The 21,312-nt window shown below is 58.6% G+C and carries 16 protein-coding genes; 1 reads left to right on the top strand and 15 read right to left on the bottom strand.

Annotated features, from left to right (window positions below; translation table 11 throughout):
- The 11 genes from A7976_RS15115 to A7976_RS00895 all read right to left on the bottom strand — a co-directional run bounded on the left by A7976_RS15115 (nt 1) and on the right by A7976_RS00895 (nt 10,642).
- Entirely contained in the window at nt 1–156 is a 156-nt protein-coding gene (locus A7976_RS15115; RefSeq protein ID WP_165601706.1) for a hypothetical protein, read from the bottom strand.
- Between the two features lie 34 nt (nt 157–190).
- The gene (locus tag A7976_RS00940) at nt 191–574 is read right to left on the bottom strand and encodes a hypothetical protein (protein ID WP_067105871.1); all 384 of its coding nucleotides are present in this window, start codon (nt 572–574) and stop codon (nt 191–193) included.
- A gap of 1 nt (nt 575) precedes the next feature.
- Complete coding sequence (locus tag A7976_RS00935) at nt 576–899, bottom strand: hypothetical protein (protein WP_067105869.1); 324 nt, start codon at nt 897–899, stop codon at nt 576–578.
- A 317-nt stretch (nt 900–1,216) separates the two neighbouring features.
- On the bottom strand, nt 1,217–2,563 hold the full coding sequence (locus tag A7976_RS00930) for an FMN-binding glutamate synthase family protein (RefSeq protein WP_067105865.1): 1,347 nt from the start codon (nt 2,561–2,563) through the stop codon (nt 1,217–1,219).
- 16 nt (nt 2,564–2,579) lie between these two features.
- Entirely contained in the window at nt 2,580–3,266 is a 687-nt protein-coding gene (locus A7976_RS00925; RefSeq protein ID WP_067105862.1) for a protein glxC, read from the bottom strand.
- Nucleotides 3,254–4,150 (bottom strand): glutamine amidotransferase family protein, encoded by an 897-nt coding sequence (locus A7976_RS00920; protein WP_067105861.1) that lies wholly within the window; start codon nt 4,148–4,150, stop codon nt 3,254–3,256. Before A7976_RS00920 ends, A7976_RS00925 begins: the two co-directional genes overlap by 13 nt.
- A 35-nt stretch (nt 4,151–4,185) precedes the next feature.
- Nucleotides 4,186–5,520 (bottom strand): type III glutamate--ammonia ligase, encoded by a 1,335-nt coding sequence (gene glnT, locus A7976_RS00915; RefSeq protein WP_067105859.1) that lies wholly within the window; start codon nt 5,518–5,520, stop codon nt 4,186–4,188.
- 30 nt (nt 5,521–5,550) lie between these two features.
- The gene (locus A7976_RS00910) at nt 5,551–6,222 is read right to left on the bottom strand and encodes a hypothetical protein (RefSeq protein WP_067105857.1); all 672 of its coding nucleotides are present in this window, start codon (nt 6,220–6,222) and stop codon (nt 5,551–5,553) included.
- Nucleotides 6,219–9,125, bottom strand: coding sequence for a 2Fe-2S iron-sulfur cluster-binding protein (locus A7976_RS00905; protein ID WP_067105855.1), 2,907 nt, complete (start codon nt 9,123–9,125; stop codon nt 6,219–6,221). The genes A7976_RS00910 and A7976_RS00905 overlap by 4 nt, the downstream gene beginning before the upstream one ends.
- On the bottom strand, nt 9,122–9,385 hold the full coding sequence (locus A7976_RS00900; protein ID WP_067105853.1) for a sarcosine oxidase subunit delta: 264 nt from the start codon (nt 9,383–9,385) through the stop codon (nt 9,122–9,124). Before A7976_RS00900 ends, A7976_RS00905 begins: the two co-directional genes overlap by 4 nt.
- Before the next feature lie 15 nt (nt 9,386–9,400).
- The gene (locus A7976_RS00895) at nt 9,401–10,642 is read right to left on the bottom strand and encodes an FAD-dependent oxidoreductase (protein ID WP_067105851.1); all 1,242 of its coding nucleotides are present in this window, start codon (nt 10,640–10,642) and stop codon (nt 9,401–9,403) included.
- A 224-nt stretch (nt 10,643–10,866) separates the two neighbouring features.
- Here A7976_RS00895 and A7976_RS00890 point away from each other — a divergent pair, with 224 nt between their 5' ends.
- The gene (locus tag A7976_RS00890; protein ID WP_067105849.1) at nt 10,867–11,502 is read left to right on the top strand and encodes a helix-turn-helix domain-containing protein; all 636 of its coding nucleotides are present in this window, start codon (nt 10,867–10,869) and stop codon (nt 11,500–11,502) included.
- Between the two features lie 30 nt (nt 11,503–11,532).
- On the opposite strand, the gene A7976_RS00885 is transcribed toward A7976_RS00890, so the two are convergent.
- From A7976_RS00885 to treZ, 4 genes are read right to left on the bottom strand one after another with little or no spacing between them, the layout of a single operon-like run.
- On the bottom strand, nt 11,533–12,837 hold the full coding sequence (locus A7976_RS00885) for an FAD-binding oxidoreductase (RefSeq protein ID WP_067105847.1): 1,305 nt from the start codon (nt 12,835–12,837) through the stop codon (nt 11,533–11,535).
- Nucleotides 12,838–12,872: 35 nt separating this feature from the next.
- Entirely contained in the window at nt 12,873–14,291 is a 1,419-nt protein-coding gene (locus tag A7976_RS00880) for a homospermidine synthase (protein ID WP_067105845.1), read from the bottom strand.
- Between the two features lie 34 nt (nt 14,292–14,325).
- Entirely contained in the window at nt 14,326–19,485 is a 5,160-nt protein-coding gene (locus A7976_RS00875; protein WP_165601705.1) for a malto-oligosyltrehalose synthase, read from the bottom strand.
- The gene (treZ, locus tag A7976_RS00870; RefSeq protein WP_240483755.1) at nt 19,478–21,307 is read right to left on the bottom strand and encodes a malto-oligosyltrehalose trehalohydrolase; all 1,830 of its coding nucleotides are present in this window, start codon (nt 21,305–21,307) and stop codon (nt 19,478–19,480) included. The genes A7976_RS00875 and treZ overlap by 8 nt, the downstream gene beginning before the upstream one ends.
- Between the last annotated feature and the right edge of the window lie 5 nt (nt 21,308–21,312).

Below are 21,312 nucleotides of genomic sequence, written 5' to 3'. Positions count from 1 at the left end.
TTATTGATCGGTAAGCTCATCCGCGCCTTCACGCGAGCTCATGAGAAAGTCTTCGTCGTACTGCTTGGAAATGCTGATCATGTCGGCCAGCATCCACGCCACCAGCAAGGCAGAAATTACCCATGCGGCATAACTAAAGAGTTGCCAGAAATTCATTTTGTGTCCCCTCAATCTGATTGGCGGCGTTAGATTATTTTTCGCCGAACTTTTCTGCGATGACTTCCCGATACTGCCTGTCGGAAATCTTGACCATGAACACGAAGTAGCCAACGATCACTGCGATGGTGATCAGAAGCATCATCGGGTCTATCGTGTAGTCGAACTTGGAGCCGATCAGCCCGGCCGCCTTTTCGGCGTCATAGCCCAGCTTTTCCCATTGCTGCTGGACAACCGGCGTCACATCGAGCGATGCCCAGGTGGGCTTCGCCGCTTCTCCGGCCGCGGCCTCTTCGGTTCCTTCCGACTTCAGAAGCAAAGGAATGTAGAGGCTGACATACACCAGTATGAGAATGAAAATGCTGTCGATGAATTGACCGATGCCGCTCTGTTTCTTGGGGGTGTATCGTTTTGCCATGTCATGCCCTCCCTTGTGCGGTTTGCAACGCGACACGTGCGGCTTCTTCGCGGTTGGCATCAAGATGCTTGATATCGAGGCCGTAAATGAAATCCTTGTCCTCCGCATAATGCGAAGTCATGGCGGCGACGGATGCGGTATTGAAAAGTACCAATACACCACAGGCGATATAGAGAACGGTACGAATATTGTCGTCCTGGACGAATTCCAGCGTATCGAACAGCACGAACGCAGCAACCGCCCACAACAACAGCACATCGAACCAGGCCATCACGCAGTCCTGCATGAACATGCGTTGTATTCGCGACTTTAAATCTTGTTTCATTTACCTCTCCTCTTGGTCATGTTTTAAAAAACAAAACGCCCGCACATGAAGTCATGTGCGGGCGCCGGTTTGCTACTTCTAAAACAACTACTTGCAACCTGCAAGAGAGACGCGTCAACAGCCGCGCTCTCAAAAAGGAAAGAAAGAGGGAGGCTGCTCCATCCAGACGAAATTGCTGTCCGGTAAAACCATCGGCTGTCGGGAAGAATCCGCGAGTATCACTTCTCTTCCCCAAACATTGCTTAATGTTCATGTCACAGCCCCCTTCAAAGTCCGACTCATCGTCGGGGAGGATCGCTACAGGAGATAGTAGCAAATCAGAACCGGGATACTCCCGGAATCCAGTCAGTACCGGCCAGCGGAATTCTGGCCATGGCTGCAGCTTCAAGCGTCAGTGCCACCAGGTCTTCGCGTTCCAGGTGATGCACGTTGGACTTGCCGCAGGCACGCGCAACCGTGGTGAGTTCCATGTTGAGCGTCTTGAGGTAGTTCTTGACGCGCTTGGCACCGGTCAGCGGCTCCAGGCGCAGCTCAAGCTCCTCGTCCTGCGTGGTCACGCCCACCGGGCACTTGCCGGTCTGGCAGTGGTGGCAATAGCCGGGCGCGGTGCCCAGCGCGTTGTAGTCGGCGGTCGCGTCGATGTGCGCGCCTTCGTGCAGATAGCTGCTGCTGTTGCAACCGAGCGACAGCAGGATGCCCTGGCCGATGGCCACGGCGTCGGCACCCATCGCCAGCGCCTTCGCCACGTCAGCACCGGTACGGATGCCGCCGGAGACGATCAGTTGCACCTTGCCGCGCATGTTCATGTCTTCCAGCGCGTCCACCGCCTGGCGCAATGCGGCCAGGGTCGGGATGCCGATGTGCTCGATAAACACGGTCTGCGTGGCGGCGGTGCCGCCCTGCATGCCGTCGACCACGATCACGTCGGCGCCGGCGTGCACGGCCAGCTTCACGTCATTGAACGTGCGGGTGGCGCCCACCTTGATGTAGATCGGCTTTTCCCAGTCGGTGATTTCACGCAGCTCTGCCACCTTGATCGCGAGATCGTCCGGGCCGGTCCAGTCGGGGTGACGACAGGCGGAGCGCTGGTCGACGCCGATCGGCAGCGTGCGCATGCCGGCAACGCGCTTGGTCACCTTCTGGCCCAGCAACATGCCGCCGCCGCCCGGCTTGGCGCCTTGGCCGATTACCAGCTCGATCGCGTCAGCCTTGCGCAGGTCGTCCGGGTTGAAACCGTAACGGGAAGGCAGGCACTGGTACACCAGTGTCTTGGAGGACTGGCGTTCTTCGGGCGTCATGCCGCCGTCGCCGGTGGTGGTCGAGGTGCCCATCTCGGTCGCAGCGCGGCCCAGGGCTTCCTTGACGCGGCCAGACAGTGCGCCGAAGCTCATGCCGGCAATGGTGATCGGGATCGCCAGTTCGATCGGCTTCTTCGCGAAACGGGTGCCCAGCACGGTGGTGGTGGTGCACTTTTCGCGGTAGCCTTCCAGCGGGTAGCGCGAGGCGGAACCGGCCAGGAACACGAGGTCGTCGAAGGACGGCAGGTGGCGCTTGGCGCCCATGCCGCGAATCTCGTACAGCCCCGTCGCCGAAGCGCGGTGCACGTACTCGATCACTTTCTGGTCAAAGCCAGCGCTTTCTTCCAGTACTAATTTTTTGGTCATGATTCGTATCCCTGTATCAGTATTCCTGGTTCGCGTCCGCGTTCCAGTTATAGAGTTTCTTGGCGCCAGCCACCCGCTTGAATTCCTTCGGGTCGTGCTTGAAACCGGCGCGGCCCAGCAGCTCCTTGACCGCCGCGTAATCGGCGTCCGTCATCGGCTCTTCCTGCGCATCCGCGCCCAGCGACTTGATCTTGCCGCGCACGTAGAACACTGCCTCGTACATGGAGTCGCCCAGGCCATCGCCAGCATCGCCGCAGATCACCATGCGGCCGGCTTGCGCCATGAAGCCGGAGAAGTTGCCGATGCTGCCGCCGACGACGATGTCGATGCCCTTCATCGAGATGCCGCAGCGTAGGCTGGTGTCACCCTCGATGATCAGCGTGCCGCCGCGACCGGTGGCACCGGCAGCAGAGGACGCGAAGCCCTTGACGCGCACCGTGCCGGACATCATGTTTTCCGCGACACCCCAGCCCACGTTGCCGTGCACCGTGATATTGGCGTGCTTGTTCATCCCGCCGACGTAGTAGCCGCCATGGCCCTTGATGTCGATATCGACCGGGGCATCCATCCCGGCGGCAATGCTGTGCATGCCGTCCGGATTGAGGATCTCCAGCTTTTTCACGCCGTTCTTGTTCGGCAGTTCCTTGTGCAGGTACTGGTTGAGTTCCCGCACGGAGATCTTGTGAAGGTCTAGACTTTCCATATGTAAAGTTCCTCAGGCATCGGTTCGTAAAGATTGGCGTTCTTCACATCCGGCAGGTGCGCCAGCGAGCGGTACTCGGAAGCAATCGCCACGTAGTCGTCGTGCTCGGCCACGATGGCCGGCTTGCAGGCGAAGGGATCGCGTACCAGCGCGAGCTGGTCCTTGGTGCCCATCAACAGTGTGAAGAAGCCGTCCAGTTCGTCGAAACCCTTGTTCAGTGCGGTCTTCAGGTCGTCGCCTTCGCGCATGCGCCATTCCAGGAAACGGCAGGCCGCTTCGGTGTCGTTGTCGGTCTCGAAGCCGATGCCTTCATGTTCCAGCATGCGGCGGATGCTGTTGGGGTTGGACAGGGAGCCGTTGTGTACCAGGCACCAGTCTTCACCTGCGGTAAACGGGTGGGCGTGTGCCGGGGTCACGGCAGACTCGGTCGCCATGCGGGTATGGCCCACCAGATGGCTGCCGGACAGGTTCTGGAAGCCGTAACGTGCGGCCACTTGCGCCGGCGTTCCGGTGTCCTTGTACATGTCCATCAGCTGGCCGACGCACAGCAGGCTCAGGCGCGGGTAGGCTTCCTTCAGCCAAGCCTTGACCGAGTCGGATGCCACCGTCGTTTTCAGGATGACGTGATTGGCGTTCTGCTCGACCTTGTCCTTGGTGCCGAAATGAGCGGCGAAATCGCGCTCCAGTTTCTGCCAGTCAAAGACCACATCCGGGGTGTACAGGCAGAACTTGCGTTCGTCGTCCGCCACCGGGGCGCCGAAGATCGCAAGGCCAGCCGAGTCCGGGCCGCGTTCGGTCATGCCGATCAGCATCGGCAGCATCAGCTTGCCGATATCGGCACGCATTTTCTGGTTCTTCACCAGTAAACCAACAATTCCACACATGATTAACTCCTTCTAAAACCTGTTATCAGGCGATCTCAATAAAATTCGACATATCGATTAATTTCCCAATCGGATACATGACGCATGTATTCCACCCATTCCATGTGCTTCAGCTTCAGGAACTCTTCCGTCAGGCCTTCGCCCAGTGCATCGCGTACCACCTGGTCTGCTTCCAGTGCCTTCAGGGCTTCGTGCAGGTTCTGCGGCAGGATCTCGATCCCCTTCTCTGCCAGTTCGGCCGGGCTGAGGTCGTACAGGTTGGTTTCATGGCCTTGGCCCGGATCCAGTTTGCGTTCCACGCCATCCAGTCCTGCGGCGATGATGGCGGCAGTGGCTAGATAGGGGTTGCAGGCACCATCCGGCAGACGCATTTCGATGCGGCCGTAGGGAATCCGCACCATGGTGGAACGGTTGTTGTTGCCGTAGGTGATATACGCCGGAGCCCAGGTGGCGCCGGTCAGCGAACGGCCGACCACCAGGCGCTTGTAGGAATTCACGGTCGGAGCGGCCAAGGCACAGATCGCCGGGGCGTGTGCCAGCAAGCCAGCCATGAAGTGGTAGGCGAGCTTGGTCAGGCCGTGGCCGGTCGGATCGTTATCGTCATGGAACAGGCTCTGTTTGCCGTCACCGATGGAAATATGCAGGTGCATGCCGTTGCCCGGGCGATTGCTGAATGGCTTGGGCATGTAGGAACAGATCATGCCCATCTCGTTGGCAATCTCGCTCGCTGCCATCTTGAACATGATGTAGTCGTCGGCGCTCTTCAGGCAGTCGGCGTAGGTGTAGTTGATCTCGAACTGGCCGTTGGCGTCCTCGTGGTCGATCTGATATACATCCAGACCGACAGCAATCAGGGATTCCGTCAGCTTTTCCAGGAAAGCGCTCTGGCGGGTGATGCCCTTGTAGTCATAGCAGGGTTTTTGCAGGGTATCGGACTCGTCGAACGGGTGGATGTGACCGTTTTCGTCCTTTTTCAGCAAGGAGAACTCAGGTTCGAGGCCGGTGTACATGATCCAGCCCTTTTCCTTGAGGCGCTCCACTTGCTTCTTCAGTACCACGCGCGGGTCGAAGTCATAGGGCTTGCCGAGGACATGACCGTCGCAGATGATCTTGGCATAACCGGGCTGCCAGGGCATCAGGCTCAGCGTCGACAGATCGCCTTTGGCCATATAGTCCGGGCCGTTTGGGGTAATGCCCATGCCGCAGATGGCGCCGCCGGCAAAACCCGCACCATTCTTGAGAATATCCTCAAAATGTTCGGCCGGCACCGACTTGACCTTGGCTACGCCATGAATATCGACAAACTGGGCCAGCACGTACTTGACGTTATTTTCTTTCAGGAACTTCTTTGCTTCCGCCAACGTTTTCATCATATCTCCCTAAAAATTAGATACAGCGTGTCAAAGCATTTCCTTGTAGTGGCAAGAGAGGCCGACGGCGCCGCCGCCCAGTTCCTCCGCAATTTCCAGCAGCGTGTCCCAGATATAAGGTCCGTACGTGCCGTCGCACCACAGGCGATAAACGTTCTCGCCATTGAATTCCTGGCGCAGAAGGGTGACCGAAATGCCAGCCATCTGCGTCATTACAACCGTGTTGGGAAGAAGCGCCGCGTCACGCAGATCGATCGCGCACACTTCCGAAAAGAGTTCTTGCACGTGGCTGCCGCTGAGGATCAGCGCGGTATCGTTGCGCTGCACCTTGTAAAGACCGTAGGCCTTCGGCTGAGTCGCGTCGCAGAGCGCTGCGCAAGCCTGGCCATCGAGCTGGTCTTCCAGCAGGAATTCGTTGAGGCCCAATCGCAGCACCAGGGTGTCGCCCTGCTTCACCCAGGAGTTTGCCTGCGGCGGAATCTCCACTTTCTTTTCCTTCAGCCACTGCACCACATTCAGCCCCTTCACGCCAAAACGCGGGAAGCAGCTCACATCGCAAATGCCCAGAGTGGCCTTGCGCTTGTGCTCAAGTTCGGCACTGGTGTATTCGATAGCGACTTCCATGCCGTTCAGCACCGTCATCTTGGGCGCCAGCCTTTGCTGCGCATAAGCAAGCGGTGTTTGGCGGGTTACCGTACTCATTCCTGATCTCCTTTGTGGCTCTTGATGAACGGCGTTTTCACGACCGTTGCCTTGACCATCGCGCCGCCATCGGTGCGAATGCGGAACTCGGAGCCCGGAGAAGTGCTGTCCGGATCGACGTAAGCGAACCCGATGACGCGACCGACCGAGCGGCTGAAGGCGACGCTGGTGGCGCGGCCCCTGATCTCGCCGTCATCGTCGATCACCAGATTGCATTCCTGCGGCATTTCTCCGCTGTAGTTCGCATCCAGTACGAAAGGCACCAGGCGCTTCGTGACCGGCCGCTTGGCGATGATCTTGAGACTGCGTTGACCGACGAAGAAGGCCTTGCCCATCTTGAGTGCCCATTCGGCGCCGATCTCGTAAGGATTCGTGAGGCCGTCGGTATCGTGGCTCACCAGATGATTGCCCATCTCCAGACGCAACAGACGCTGCGCATCTGTGCCGAACGGCCGCAAGCCTTCGTCTTTCCCCGCTTCCACCAGCGCTTCCCACACATGGCGGGCCTGCGCAGCCGGAATGTGGATCTCGAATGCCAGATCGGAGACGAAGTTCACGCGCAGGATGCGTGCCGGAACCCCTGCAACTTCCGCCTCGCGAACCTGAGAGGCCGGGAAAGCCTTGTCCGAGATGTCGAGTGCCGTCAGCTTCGCCAGAATGCTGCGAGAATTCGGCCCGGCCAGGTTGATCGCGCCAAAGGCACCGGTTACGTTGATCAGGCCGACATTCAGTTGCCAGCGCTGCAGCCAGCGCTGCATTTCGCGGTACACCGTGGCCGCATTGGCGGTGTTGGTGGAGACATAGAATTTCTCGTCGCCCAGCCGTGCTGCCACGCCGTCGTCGACCACCACGCCGGATTCGTCGAGCAGCAGTGCGAAGCGCATGTCACCGACCTTCTGGCTGGCGAAACTTCCGCTGTAGAAGCGCTCCAGGAACTGCGAAGCGTCCGGTCCGCAGACCTCGATCTTGCCCAGGGTACCGGCGTCTATCATGCCCGCCGAGAGGCGCACGGCCATCGCTTCATCCTGCACGACCTCGCTCGCTGCCTTGCCGGGTACGGCGTAGTAAGCCGGACGTACCCAGACACCGCCTTCACTGAACACCGCACCCGCTGCCTTGTGCCAGCCATGGATGGAGGTCAGGCGATGCGGATGGAATCCGCGGCCGCCGAGGTGACCGATCGGTGTCGGATGGAAAAACGGCCGCGCTGTGGTGGTCCCGATCTTGTCGACCGGCAAGCTGCGGATCCTGGCCAGAATACGGATGGCATTCATGTTGGAATGCTTGCCCTGGCTGGGGCCCATGCCGACGGTGGTAAAGCGCTTCATCAACTCGATGTTGTCGAAGCCTTCCTTGGCGGCATTGATAAAGTCCTTGACCTGCAAGTCTTCATCGAAATCGACGAAGTTCTTGGCATCCGGGTGCGGCACGATCGGATAAGGATGGCTGGGCGCAGGGCCGTCGTGCGATGCAACATCGACACTCGGGCTATCCTTGCCGAGATGGCGCAGCACGTCTGAAACGGCACGGGCGCCGTCATGCATGCGTTCTTCGAGTCCGTAAACCCCGTTGACCTTGCCTGCAGCGAAAACACCGTTGGGCAGACGTGCCGGGACGAATTGATGCAAGGTTTCGTCGTAGCGCATGGCTGTACCGGCCTGATACAGCAGCGCGGCAGCCGGCGCCCATCCGGCGCTCATCGCAACGCCATCGCACTCGATGGTTTCCGCCGTGGAAGGATCGGCAGTGCTGGCGGTTTCGTTGTAGGCGCAAATCACCACGCCTTTGACGCCCAGGTTGCCGGAGGCTGGCTGCACTTCATAAACGCAGCTGCCCTTGCGTACCGGAATCCCCTTGCGCGCCACTTCGGTGGCCAGTGCGCCCGGCTCGCCGCTGGCGCGCATATCGACAAGGGCGGCCACTTTACAGCCGGCCTGCAGCAGATCCAGCGCAACGCGGTAGCCGTGGCTGTTGGCAGTAACGACAACGCCGTTGTTGAAAGGCTTCACCGCATAACGATGGATCAGGCGCTGCGCGGCCGAGCCCATCATCACGCCCGGCAAGTCATTGTTGCGGAACACCGGAGGTTGCTCGAACACGCCGCTGGCGACGATCACAGCCTTGGCGCGCACTTTGGTAATGCCGTCGGCGCCGACAATGGGGATCAGATGATCGTTGTAGTAGCCTGCCGCGTAAGCGCCGGCGATCAGCGTGATGTTCGGCTGCTTCTGCAGTTGCAGCATCAGTTCCTGCAATTGCGTCGCAGCTTCCGTGGAGCCTGCGCGGTCGTATGTCAGGCTGCCGCCCGGCTGCGCGTTTTCATCGACGATGACGACTTCAAGCCCGCAGCGTGCGGCGACAATTGCCGCCGTCAGGCCGGCAGGCCCGGCACCGATTACCAGCAGGTCGCAATGACGATTGATCTTGCGCTTGAGGATGCGCGGGTAATTGAAATTGACCACGCCCAGGCCCGCCGCCTTGCGGATGATGTTCTCCCAGAAGGGAAAGAGCTTGCGCGGGGTATGGAATGCCTTGTAGTAAAAGCCGACCGGCAGAATCTTGGCCATCTTGTCGATGTAGCGGTTCTTGTCGTGCTTCACGCCGCCGTCGGTGTTCACCGCCATCAGCTGCATGTTGTTCTTCAGGGCCACCACGTCGCCGCGCATATTGGTATCCACGCCGTCGGTAACCATGACGTTGATGTCATGGTTGGCGAGAGTCAGCACGCCGCGCGGGCGGTGATACTTGAAGCTGCGGCCGAGCACGCGCTCGTTGTTGGACCACAGCGCGCTGCTGATGCTGTCGCCCTCGAAGCCTTCATAGGTATTGCCTTCGAAGGTGAACTTGACCGGTTTGCTGCGATTGATCCACTCGCCGGGTTGTTTCGGTAACCGCATGCTCATTGCTTGTCCTCCTGGCCGTAAAGGTAGGTACGCGCCACCTCGTCGGTCATTGTGTTTCTTTCGGCGATGAACCAGGTGCCGCTGGGGCCGTGGTACCACCACTCTTTTTTCATTCCAGGCGCACCGTTGCGATGGTGCACGTAAGTTGCCCACTCCTTGTCGCTACAGGTGTTCGGATCCGGCATTTCGCGAACTTCGCCGCCGAACACGAACTCGCTCAGCGGGCGGACTCCATTCATCGGACATTTCAGTAATTTCATGGCTGTATCCCTTGCTTAGTGACCGACCGAAGCGGCACCCTTTTCCCCGGTCAGCTCGTATTCTTCGAAACGCGACAGGCGGAAGGAATTGATCAGATCCGGCGCGCGATCATTGGCGATCGTCTCGGCCATGGTCTTGCCGCTGATCGGCGTGGCCTTGAAGCCCCAGGTTCCCCAGCCGGCATCGAGGTAGAAACCTTCCACCGGCGTCTTGCCCATGATGGGCGCGAAGTCGGGCGTGATATCGGCCATGCCGGCCCACTGCCGCACTACCTTGACGTTGGAAAGGAAGGGGAACATATCCAGGATATGCGTCGTCAGTCCCTCGACGAAATCCAGCGACGAGCGCGTCGAGTGGACTTCATACGGATCGAGCGATGAGCCCATCACCAGTTCACCGCGGGAGGACTGGCTGACATACACGTGCAGGCTGCCTGAAACCAGGATGGTATCCAGCCAGGGTTTCATTGGCTCGCTGACGCATGCCTGAAGCGGCTGGATGATGATCGGCGTCTGGACGTCCACCATCTTGCACACGCGGGGAGTGAACCCGGCTACGGCTGACAATACCTTATTAGTGGAGATGTAACCGCGATTGGTCTGCACGCCCTTGACCTTGCCGCCTTGCACATCGATACCGGTGACTTCGGTACTCTGGAAAATTTCCACGCCCATATGGTCAGCACCGCGCGCGTAACCCCAGGCGACCGCATCGTGACGCGCTACCGAGCCCGGTGCGTGATACAGCGCGCCGAGGATGGGCGCCTGTCCGCTGCAGCTGATATCCAGTTGCGGGCAGGCCTTGGAGATTTCATCCGGACCGACGACATAGCTTTCCACGCCGACATGCTTGTTTACCTCTGCACGCCAGCGCATGGTGCGCATGGCGGATTCGGTATGGGCGAGAGTGAAGTGACCGCGGGTCGAGTAGAAGAGATTGAGGTCGAGATCCTGCGAGAGATCTTCGAAAAGCTTGACGCTGGCGTTGTAGAAATTCACGCCTTCGGGTGTGAGGTAGTTGGAGCGAACGATCGTGGTGTTGCGGCCGGTGTTGCCGCCGCCGATGTAACCGCGCTCCAGCACTGCGACATTGGTGATGCCGTGATCACGAGCGAGGTAATACGCTGCGGCTAACCCATGACCGCCCCCGCCAATAATCACAGCATCGTAACTTTTCTTGGGCGTTTCACAGGCCCGGAAAAAACGCGGCGCCGGGTGTTCCCGGCTCATTGCGTATTTAAGCAGTCTTAGTGGCATTGCCGTTTCCTATATTGAGGTATTTTTTCTTCAATTTGCCATAAAACCAAGCGCACGACCAATCAACTTAATTTAATGACATGAAACATTAGGCGCTATTTATCCATAACCAAAATCGGGTGTCAATACAATTTGTGAAACATTTTTAAATAAAATGAAACATAAGATGGGAGCAAGTGAATTTTTTGTGTAGAATTAGACCGTTACGTACTTTAAGGTAGCCCATGACAACCTCGCTTCAGACCGTCCCCTCCAATGCCACCCTTGCCGGCAACACGCTCGATGCCTATCTGGGACATACGATCCGCCAGCTCAGGCAACAGCACGGCCTGACGATTGCCGAAATTTCGCAGCGTGCAGGTATCAGCCGCGGGATGTTAAGCAAGATTGAAAATGGCCTGGCATCCACCAGCCTCGATACCCTGGAGCAGTTGGCCAACTCGCTCGGCGTGACCCTCTCACGCCTCTTCCGCGACTACAACGCACCGTCGGGCGGCGCGCAGTTCGTCAAGAACGGCCAGGGAATGGAGGTCGTGCGCAGAGGTACCCGTTGCGGACATACCTATCAGTTACTGGCCTACGACCAGGGGCCGCAGAAAGTCTTCGAACCTTTCCTGGTGTCGCTGGAGGAACAGGACGAGGAGTTCCCGCCCTTCGAGCATCCCGGCACCGAGTTCATCTACATGCTGGAAGGGGTGGTTGAATACAGCGTGGGAGGCGAATCCTTCGTGCTGGAGCCCGGCGACTCACTGACCTTTCGCGGAGAACTGCCGCACCGTCCGGAAAAATTGATCCAGATGCCGATACGCTTTCTGGCGATCATTCATTACGGAAATCCGGATTCTGTGGACACTGAATAATTCATCGTGCAGGCATGTGCCGCTTGCGTTTCATAACATGTCTCGCAAGCGGTAATACCACATACCGAGCATGAGTGCCGGCGTGCGCATGAGTTTTCCTCCGGGGAATGGCAAATGCCGGATGCGCGTAAAAAGATCGAAGCGTTCTGCCTGGCCCGCAATCGTTTCCGCTACCAGTTTTCCTGCCATGCCGGTCAATGCAAGCCCATGGCCCGAGAAACCGTGGAGATAATAGATATTTCGCTGCAGACGGCCAAAAGCCGGAGCCTGGTTCATGGTTAAATCCACAAATCCTCCCCAGGCATATTCGATGGATAAATCCTTGAGTTGCGGGAATACATCCACCATGCGATTCCTGATACGTTCGATCAGATTGCGGGGAGTGCTGCCGCTATAGCTATCGCCCGCACCAAATAGCAATCGATGATCGGCGCTGAGCCGGAAATAATCGAGCACGAAATTGGTGTCGGATACGGCGGCACGGTGCGGCATCAATGCATCGGCACGAGCTTTCCCCATGGGAGTGGTCGCAATCATGTAGGTACCGATCGGCACGATGCTTGCGGTCAACTCGGGCGCCACTTCATCGCCGTATTCGCCGAGGTAGACGTTCCCGGCCAGCACCACAAACCGGCAGGTCACTTCGCCCTGCGCCGTTTTGACGACCGGCCTCTCCCCGCGCTGGATGACGTATACAGGCGAGTTTTCAAAAACCAGTACGCCGGCTTTGCGCGCGGCGGCGGCTAGGCCGAGGCAATACTTCAATGGATGCAGGTGGCCGGAGTTGGCATCGTACACACCGGAATGAAACCGTTCGCTGGCAATCCAGCTGGAAATCTCATCCGGACCAATAAGTTGCAATGGATACTCATAAACCTGCATGACATGCCGCGCCCATTTTTCGAGCATGCGCGATTTTTTTTCGCGAACGGACAGGCTCAGGTAGCCCGGTGCGTAGTCGCAATCGATGGCATAACGATCGATGCGCTGACGCAGCAGTGCCAGGCCTTCAACCGTGATATCCCAGGCTTGCCTGGCTTCTGCGGGCGAAAACTGTTTTTCGATGGCGCATTCTCCGGCATGGCCGAAGCCTACGATTGCTTGCCCGCCGTTTCTTCCCGAGGCGCCCCAACCTGCCCGCTGGGCTTCGAGCAGCACGACCGAATAACCGCGCTCAGCCAGTTCCAATGCTGCCGATATTCCGGCATAGCCGGCCCCGACGACACAGACGTCGCAATTCACGTGCTCGGAAAGCGCGGGTGCAGGCGGCGGGCGAACTACGCTTGCCTCGTAGTAGGAATTCTCGATAAGACCGAGTTCTTTTTTAAGTAACATTTAGTTAAATAAAATATTTAAAGTGATATCTAGCTTTAGCCCACCCGAAAATTGACGAATTGCCACGGGTCTTCCGAATCCATGGGTTCACTGAATAAGGGGCTGCGGTTGCAAAGTGGCGTCCAGTCGTCATATACGCCGACGATCTCGCCGAGATAAGGCTTTGCGATATCCAGTACTGCTTCGTAATCGATATCGTCGGGCTCGACTGCTCCGGCATCCGGGTTTTTGATCGCCCACACCATTCCGCCCAGCACGCCCGCGACCACCTGCAAGCTGGTCGCAGTGTTATGCGGCACCAGTTTGCGCGCTTGCTTGATACTCAAGCGCGAGCCATACCAATAGACGCCTTTGCTGTTGCCCATCAGCAGCACTCCCAGTTCGTCCACGCCCTCTATGATTTCCTCGCGCAGAATGCGTTTGCCGCGTTGAGGTTGCCAGTTTCTCCCCGCGAGCTCATGGAGCGAAAGTACGGCATCATCGCAGGGATGGTAGGCATAGTGCACAGTGGGGCGATAAACAATCTCTCCGTTTTCTCGCAAGGTCAGATGATCGGCAATAGAAATCGATTCGCCATGCGTAACGAGAAAGCCATGGTAACTTCCTTCCAGCGGTGTCCAACTGCGCACCTGGGTGCCCACACCCGGGCGATTCAGATAAATGGCTGCATCGGACCCAAACCCATGCCGGCCGCCATCCTCGGGAAAATGCTTTTCATGGCTCCCCCACCCTAGTTCGGCGGGCTGCAGTCCCTCGCTCAAAAAGCCCGACACCGACCATGTATTCACGAATTCATCGCGCTGCTTGCGCTTGTCGGTTATTTGCGTATCGCGTTCGGCAATATGAATAACCTTGATATCGAGGTTGCGGGCCAGTTCGGCCCATTCTTCATAACAGGTAGGTTTTTCAATAATCAGGCCATTATCTGCCGCAATATTCTGCAAGGCCTGCTTGACGAAAATTGATGCAAGGCCGGGATTGGCACCGTGCGTGATCACGGCGGTTGGATCGTTGCGCTTGTCCAGGCGGTAAGCCAGGATTTCCTCGCGCAAGGCATAGTTGGAACGTTGTGAAGGCGATGCTGCGGGATCTGTATAGCGTCCCGGCCAGGGCTCGATGCAAGTGTCCAGGTAGAGGGCGCCACACCGTCGGCAAAAGCGTATCAATGCAAGGCTGGCAACCTCGACCGACAGGTTGAGCAGGAAATCGCCCTTTTTTACCAGCGGCTCCAATACGGTTTCGTAATTGCCTTCCAGCAGTGGCTGGGCGATAAAAGCCACGCCGTACTTTTTGGCGATGCCGGTTTTGTCTTCACTCCGGGATACGATGGTAACGCGTTGCGGCGCGATATCGATATGCCGGAACAGCAGAGGAAGCATGGCCTGGCCGATACTGCCGAAGCCGAGCATGACAACGGATCCTGGAAAAGACGCGTATTTGATTGAGTGCGCCATGTTTGCTCCTTCTACCCTTGAAATACCGGTTTCGTCACTCCTCGCCGCATATCAGCAGCCCATAGGGAAAACGCATGAAAACAGAAGCAAGATCTATCACTACGCCATCTTCTGCCATGGCTGAAGCGAAAATCTCTTCGGTAAAAACATTACGCCATTTAAATGCAGACAACGTGCCGGGAATTTCGATCCAGGTGTGGCGCCAGACATTCTGGCCTATCGGCAATCCCGACTCGCGCCGGATCAAGGGCAGGAACAGGCGCGGGGTGAGCACGATCATCGACAGGCCGCCATGTTGACGCAGATATGCGCAGACATGGTCGGCGCGACGCCCGGAGACTTTGAGCGGCTGGTAATCGCCGTCGCGAAACAGCAGTTCGTGCTGTCTCCGCAGCATCAGCGTTTTCCAGAGGAGATAAAGCTTGATGCGGCCGTCTTTTGCAGTATCGAGCAGATGGCGCGCCTTTGCGGCCACTTCCTCACGCGGCCCTTCAAATTCTTGCTGCAATGCGGTCAGCATCGCCTGCCGGGTTTGATAATCCACTTTGCGCCGGTTGTCGGGGTCGACCAGACTGAAATCCCAGCTTTCGGTACCCTGATAGATATCCGGCACACCGGGGGCGGTCAGTTTGAGCAACACCTGCGACAGGCTATTCAACATGCCCTGCCGGGCGATACGCTTCTGGAAGGTAAGAAAGCTCGTCAGGAAACGCTTGTTGCCGGTTCGACCGATCAGGTCGCGTACAAAGCCGGTAACGGCATCCTCATACTCGGTACGGGGATTGATCCATGAGCTATAGGCCTTGGCCTCTCGTACGGCTTTAAGCATATACGCCTCTACGCGCTCGCATAGTGCCGCGCGCCCAGCCACATTCGGTTCTTCAAGCGGCCACACGCCAATGAGCGTCTGATATAGCAGGTATTCGTCATTTCGGCTGGGCGCGGGCTTGTCGTCGACAGTACGGATCAGCCCCTGGTTGATGCGGCTCCAGCGAGCCACAAGCTCCTGCCACTCGTCGGGCATTTCCGACAGCACGTTGATACGGGCGCGAACGTCTTCGGATCGCTTGCTGTCGTGCGTCGAGGTAGCGAGCATCGCATGCGGGAAACGCTTGGCGCGATCATGCATGATGCGGTGGAAAGCATTGACCGGCACGCCGAACCGGCTCGGATCCCCGCCAACCTCATTCAACGAAATCAGCCGGTTATAAAGATAAAACGATGTATCTTCCATGCCTTTCGCCATCACCGGGCTGGTGTATTGCTGGAATTTCATCGCAAAGCTGATTACGGCTTCCTGATATGTCTGGTTCTTGCCTTCGGCGCGTGTTTTCAGCAGCACGTCGCGGATGAAGTCGAATACGCCGAGGTCGGCGGCCTGGCTGCGTTTTTTGGCGATACCGATGGCCCAATCGACGTGGCGCACATCTTCCGGCGACACCTGTTCGGCGGAAATATAAGTGCGGTATACCGGAAAACAGGAAACGACTTCGGCCAGCGCCGAGCGCAGGTTATTCAGCGTGTAATCGCAGGTACTTCGGTCTGCCCGTGCGATGAGCGCGAGCTGATGCGCCAGCACGTTAAGCTCGCCGGTCATCGAGATGCGCATCAACAGCCGCTTGCTGGCATAACGCAGCTCATCGAAATTCAGTTTTTGCTCGATGAATCCGGCATAGATGCGATCCATTTTTTCTGCGGCGGCGGAATCGATGAACAGCCCGTTGCACAGGTTCATGAAATCGTAGCCGGTGGTGCCGGATATAGGCCAGTGCTCGGGAAGATGCTCGTGTGCGGCGAGTATCTTTTCGACCACTATGTATAGCGGCATTCTTTCCGTTTCTTCGGACGCCCCGGGGGGCTGCAGGACCGCCGCCATCTGGCGCAGTCGATGAAAATATTGCACAGGATCGTACAGGCCGTCGGTATGGTCGAGCCGCAGGCCGTCGACTTTACCCGCGGACAGCAACTGAAAGATCAGGCGATGCGTGGCCTCGAACACCGTTGCATTTTCCATGCGCAATGCGGCGAGGTCATTGATATCGAAAAACCGGCGGTAATTGATCTCGTCCGCCGCGACACGCCAGTAGGCCAGCCGATAGGCCTGCGCACTCAGCAGATTGTGCAGCAGCTCATAGCGATCCAGCTCGCCCGCTCCGCCGTTGAATTCCGCGAGCATATCGTCGATGAATTGCACGATGTCGGCGCTGGAAGCATGGAGCGCGGCCAGGTGCTGTTTGAGTATCTCCTTGTCGCGGCTGCGCTCGGCGATTTTCTCGGGTTCCGTTTCCAGCCGCCCCGGCAGATGGCCGAAGGCGGTCACCAGGCTCTGGAACTGGAGCACCTGCGGATGATCGGTTCCAAGCCGCGCGCCCAGCTTATCGAGGCCGTAGCCCAGGATGTATGCATATTCGCGCGGATCGACCGGGAAACGATGCTCGTAATAAAACACGCTGAATTCGCCGCGATTGGCGTCGAACACCAGCCTGAGCTCGCCGCTCTCGAGTATCGTGCCGTAATGTTCGCCCAGCACCGGCAGCAGTATCCTGCCCTGCAACTGCTCGGTCGCCGGAAACCAGTCGATATCGAAATATTGCGCATAAACCGATGCCGGGCCGTTTTCCAGCACGTCCAGCCACCAACTGTTATCCGAACCCATCACGCCCATGTGGTTGGGCACGATATCGAGAATCTGGCCCATGTCGTGCGTCTTGAGCTCGGCAACGAAATGCTCGAATTCCTCCTGGCTGCCGATTTCCGGGTTGAGCGCATTGTGATCGATGATGTCGTAGCCGTGCGGGCTGCCGGGCCGCGCCTTGAGGTAAGGCGACGCATAGCAATGGCTGATGCCGAGCTGATCCAGATAATCGACGATCAGCGCGGCTTCGGCAAAGGTAAAACGACTATTGAATTGCAGGCGGTACGTGGCGCGCGGTATGCGCCAAAAAGTGACAGTGCTGTTTTCCTCGCTGCGCGGCGGAGGCTGCGGCTGCACCGAAGTTCCGCGTTCGCGCCGCAGGGTTTCGGTCAGTCCCTGCACCCGCGGATCGCCGCGCCATTCCTCGATATTGAGCGACAACTTGCGACGCCAGTTGGGATATTGCGATTCGCTCGTGCCGGGCAGATTGACCTGATCGATTTGCCCCAGCATGTCCTCGAGCTGCATCAGCATCAGTCTGGATGGCGTGCGCGCAAGATAGGCATGCACTGCCTGGGCGTATTCGGGCGACATTTCAGGCACCGAGACTGGATGCGGCGGCGAGCCTTGCGGCAGCAGCCCTTCCCTTTCCAGCGCAACGAGCAGCCGCGCGCAATCCTGCGCCCGCGCCACGATTTGCGTCTCCCGGCTTTCTTCCGAAGGAAACAGCCCCAGCGTGTGGCGGACTTCCAGGTCGCGGCCCTGCCAGAACCCGGCCAGAGTGGCGAGGTCATGCGTGGTCACGGCTACCAGCGCCTGCTCCGGGTATTCGTTGGGCGCCTTGAAGGAACCGATATTCCAGTCCTTCTCGAAATATTGCAGACGGTAGGAATGCACACCCAGCTTCTCCAGCTCATGGCGCACCTCGTTGGGCACCGTGCCCAAGTCTTCGCCGACGATCAGGCAATGGTTGCGCTGGCTTTCGAGCGCCAAAATGCCCAGCATGTCGGCAAACGGATAATAGACATATGCGCCATCTGCCGCGCTTTTGCCCGGCGGCACCCAGAACAGCCGGAATAGCCCCATCACGTGGTCGATGCGCAGTGCGCCGGCATCGACCATGCCAGCGCGCAAGGTGTCGATGAAAGGCGCATAAGCCGCCTCGGTCAGCGCGTGCGGGATGAAAGGCGGCAGCCCCCAGTCCTGGCCGGTCAGGCTGAAGTCGTCCGGCGGCGCGCCGACGCTGGCACCGATGGCGTACAGCTTCTGGTTGGCCCAGCCTTCCCCGCCTCCGCGGCTGATGCTGACGGCAAGATCGAGCAGCAGGCCGACGCCCAGCCCCAGCTCCCACGAGCGCCGACCGATGGCGGCCAGTTGCAGGTGCGCCTGCCATTGCAGATAGGCGTAGAACTCGACCTTCTCGCGGTTTTTTTCAAGGAAGCGCGCCACTTCGGGAGATTCCGGATCGCGATAGGCTTCCGGCCATGCAGGCCAGCCCCAGACCGAGGCGTCCCTGGCTTTGAAGTATGCCTGCAAGGCTTCGAACAACGCCTGGCGATGCAAGGCTATGCCGCGTTCGGCCTGAAAAGCGCGGAAAGCGCGGCCGCGGTCGGTGTCGCGCTCCAGATGATGCTTGCGGAAATGTGCGTAAAGCTTTTCGAGAGCCGGCAGTTTGAGCGCCGCTACGGCGGCATATTGCACCATTTCCTCGGCTCGCAAGGCCCGCAATTGCGCCTGGAAGGCATCCGCCCGCACCTGCCTGACGAGGTTGTCGCATTCCGCAAAATCGGGAATGGCTTCGATATCGAGATAAAGCACATTGAGAAACAGGCGGCTCGACGGCCCATATGGGCTGGCGTGCTCGGGGTTGTCCGGAAACAGCGCATGAATGGGACTCACGCCAACGATACCTGCGCCCTGCTCTGCGCAGAACTCGACCACGGCCTTCAGGTCGCTGTAGTCGCCCACGCCCCAATTGCGCTGCGAGCGCAGGCTATAGAGCTGGGCAGCCGTGCCCCAGACGCGGTTTTCGCCCTGTATTGCTGCCGGGCGAAAGCAGGTGTCCGGCGTAACGATCAGCATCATCGCCGCAGGTTCGTCGATGCCATGGAGCTCGAGTCGATGGTAGCCCCATCCGGGCTGACGAGGCAGCAGAAAGGTATAGCGCACGAAGGTTGTGTCACCGAGCTGACACTGCTCTTCGCGCTGCAGATCGGTGGGCCGGAAACGTCCCTCATGCCGCTCGCCGTTTTCCAATATCAATAACCATGTCAGTTCATCCGTGCGATGCTCGGGCAGCGTTACCGGAATCGCATAAGGCGTTTTCTGCTCGCGCACTACCCTGACCGGAGGCAAAGCGCTGCGCCAGCAACGATTTTCCAATGCATCCAGTGAACTTCTGATTTCATCCGGGGTAGCGACGGCAAAACCCATTGCGCCGAGCAGCGCTAATTGGGTTTCCTCGCTGATGGGATGCGGATTGCCCCAGATGTCGGTGTAATCGAGGCCGATGCCGGAAAGCACGCACAGGCGGTTGAGCATGGTTTGCTGATCATTCATTTTTTGTATTCTCCAGAGTCCAGGCGACCGACCAGGGCGGCAGTGTGCCTGTAGTGAGGGATGCGGCGATATCGTCTTCGCTTGCGAACAGCAAGGGGGCATCCGGTACGGCCATATCCAGGATGGCCGATTTTCCAAGGTTGGCGAGCAGCGTCCATCGGCTGCCGTCACCCAGGCGCCATTCGATGGCTACGCTGCGCTCCCCCAGCACCCGAACGGTCGAATTGCCGCCTTCCAGGCCACGCAGGCGCGGCACGAGATGCTCGCGGCGGATACCGAGCAGCGTTTTGTACAGTTCGAACCAGGATTGATGCTCGGGCTGCGCCCAACTGTGCCAATCCAGCTTCGAGCGCTGAAAAGTGTCGGGATGGCCGGGGTCCGGAATGCTGTTTCGCGCTGCAGGATCACTGAATGCAGGAAACCTTGCAAACTCTTTCCGCCGGCCCTCGGTAACCGCTTGCGCGAGCTCCGGGCCAAAGTCGCAGAAAAAAAGAAATGGCGTGAGCGCGCCGAACTCTTCTCCCATGAAAAGCAAGGGTATCTCCGGCGCCAGCAGCATCACCGAAATCGCGGCGCGCAACGGGCGCGGATCGACAAGCATCGACAGGCGTTCGCCGAAAGCGCGATTGCCAACCTGGTCGTGGTTCTGAATCATCGATACAAAAGCCGTGGCCGGCAGATGCACACTGGAGGTGCCGCGCCTTTCGTTATTGCGATGCAGGGAGGTTTCGCCCTGATAGGCAAACCCCTCCGTCAGGCAGCGCACCAGGTGCCGCATGGGGTTATCCGCGTAATCCCGATAATATCCGCCACTCTCGCCGGTCAGCAGCACATGCAGCGCATGATGGATGTCGTCGTTCCATTGCGCGTCAAAGCGGCCGGGGCGCCCGAGATAACGCGCTTCATTGTTGTCGTTTTCCAGCACCAGATGAATATGTCTCTCCTGCCCCGGTCCGTTTCGCACGGCCTCGGCAATCTCGTCGAGAATATCCGGGCTGCTGTCGTCCAGGATGGAATGCACCGCATCCAGGCGCAGCCCATCGAAGCGATACTCGTCCAGCCAGTAAAGCACGTTGTGGATATAGAAATCGCGTACCGTTCGGCTGTGGACCGCGTCGTAATTGATGGCAACGCCCCAGGGCGTATGTTCGTCCTTGAAAAATGGCGGAGCGTACAGATGAAGATAATTCCCTTCCGGCCCGAAATGGTTGTAGACCACGTCGAGAAACACCATCAGCCCTTTTTCGTGCGCGCTCTGGATCAGCTCCTTGAGGTCTTCGGGGCGTCCGTAGCGGTGATCGGGCGCAAACAGCAGCACGCCGTCGTAACCCCAGTTACGCTCGCCGGGAAAATCGGCGACAGGCATCAGTTCGATGGCGGTTACGCCCAGTTCGACAAGGTAATCCAGCCTGTCCCTGACACCTTTGAAAGTGCCTTCCGGGCTGAACGTGCCGACATGCAATTCGTACAGCACTACTTCTTCCCACGGCCTGCCTTTCCAGTGCGTGTCGGTCCAGGTAAACGACTGCGGCACGACAACCTCGCTGGCCTGATGAACATCGCCGGGGTTATAGCGCGAGGCTGGGTCCGGGACGCGCATTTCGTCGCTCACCCGATAGCGATAACGCGTGCCGGCACCCGCCCGGTCGGTAATGCATTCGAACCAGCCTTGCGGCTGGGCTTCCATGGGAAGGCTGAGTTCGCCCGCGCCCTGCTCGATGCAGAGCGATACTTTTTCAGAGCCGGGCGCCCACAGGCGAAAACGCACCCGGCCATCGTCGAGCACTTGCGTCCCGAAAGGCATGACGTGCTGGTATCTCATGTCGT

Origin of the sequence: Methylobacillus sp. MM3, from assembly GCF_001645185.1 — a bacterium.
Taxonomy (GTDB): domain Bacteria; phylum Pseudomonadota; class Gammaproteobacteria; order Burkholderiales; family Methylophilaceae; genus MM2.
The sequence above is the reverse complement of the archived record's forward strand: the minus strand, read 5'-3'. Positions and strand labels throughout refer to the sequence as shown.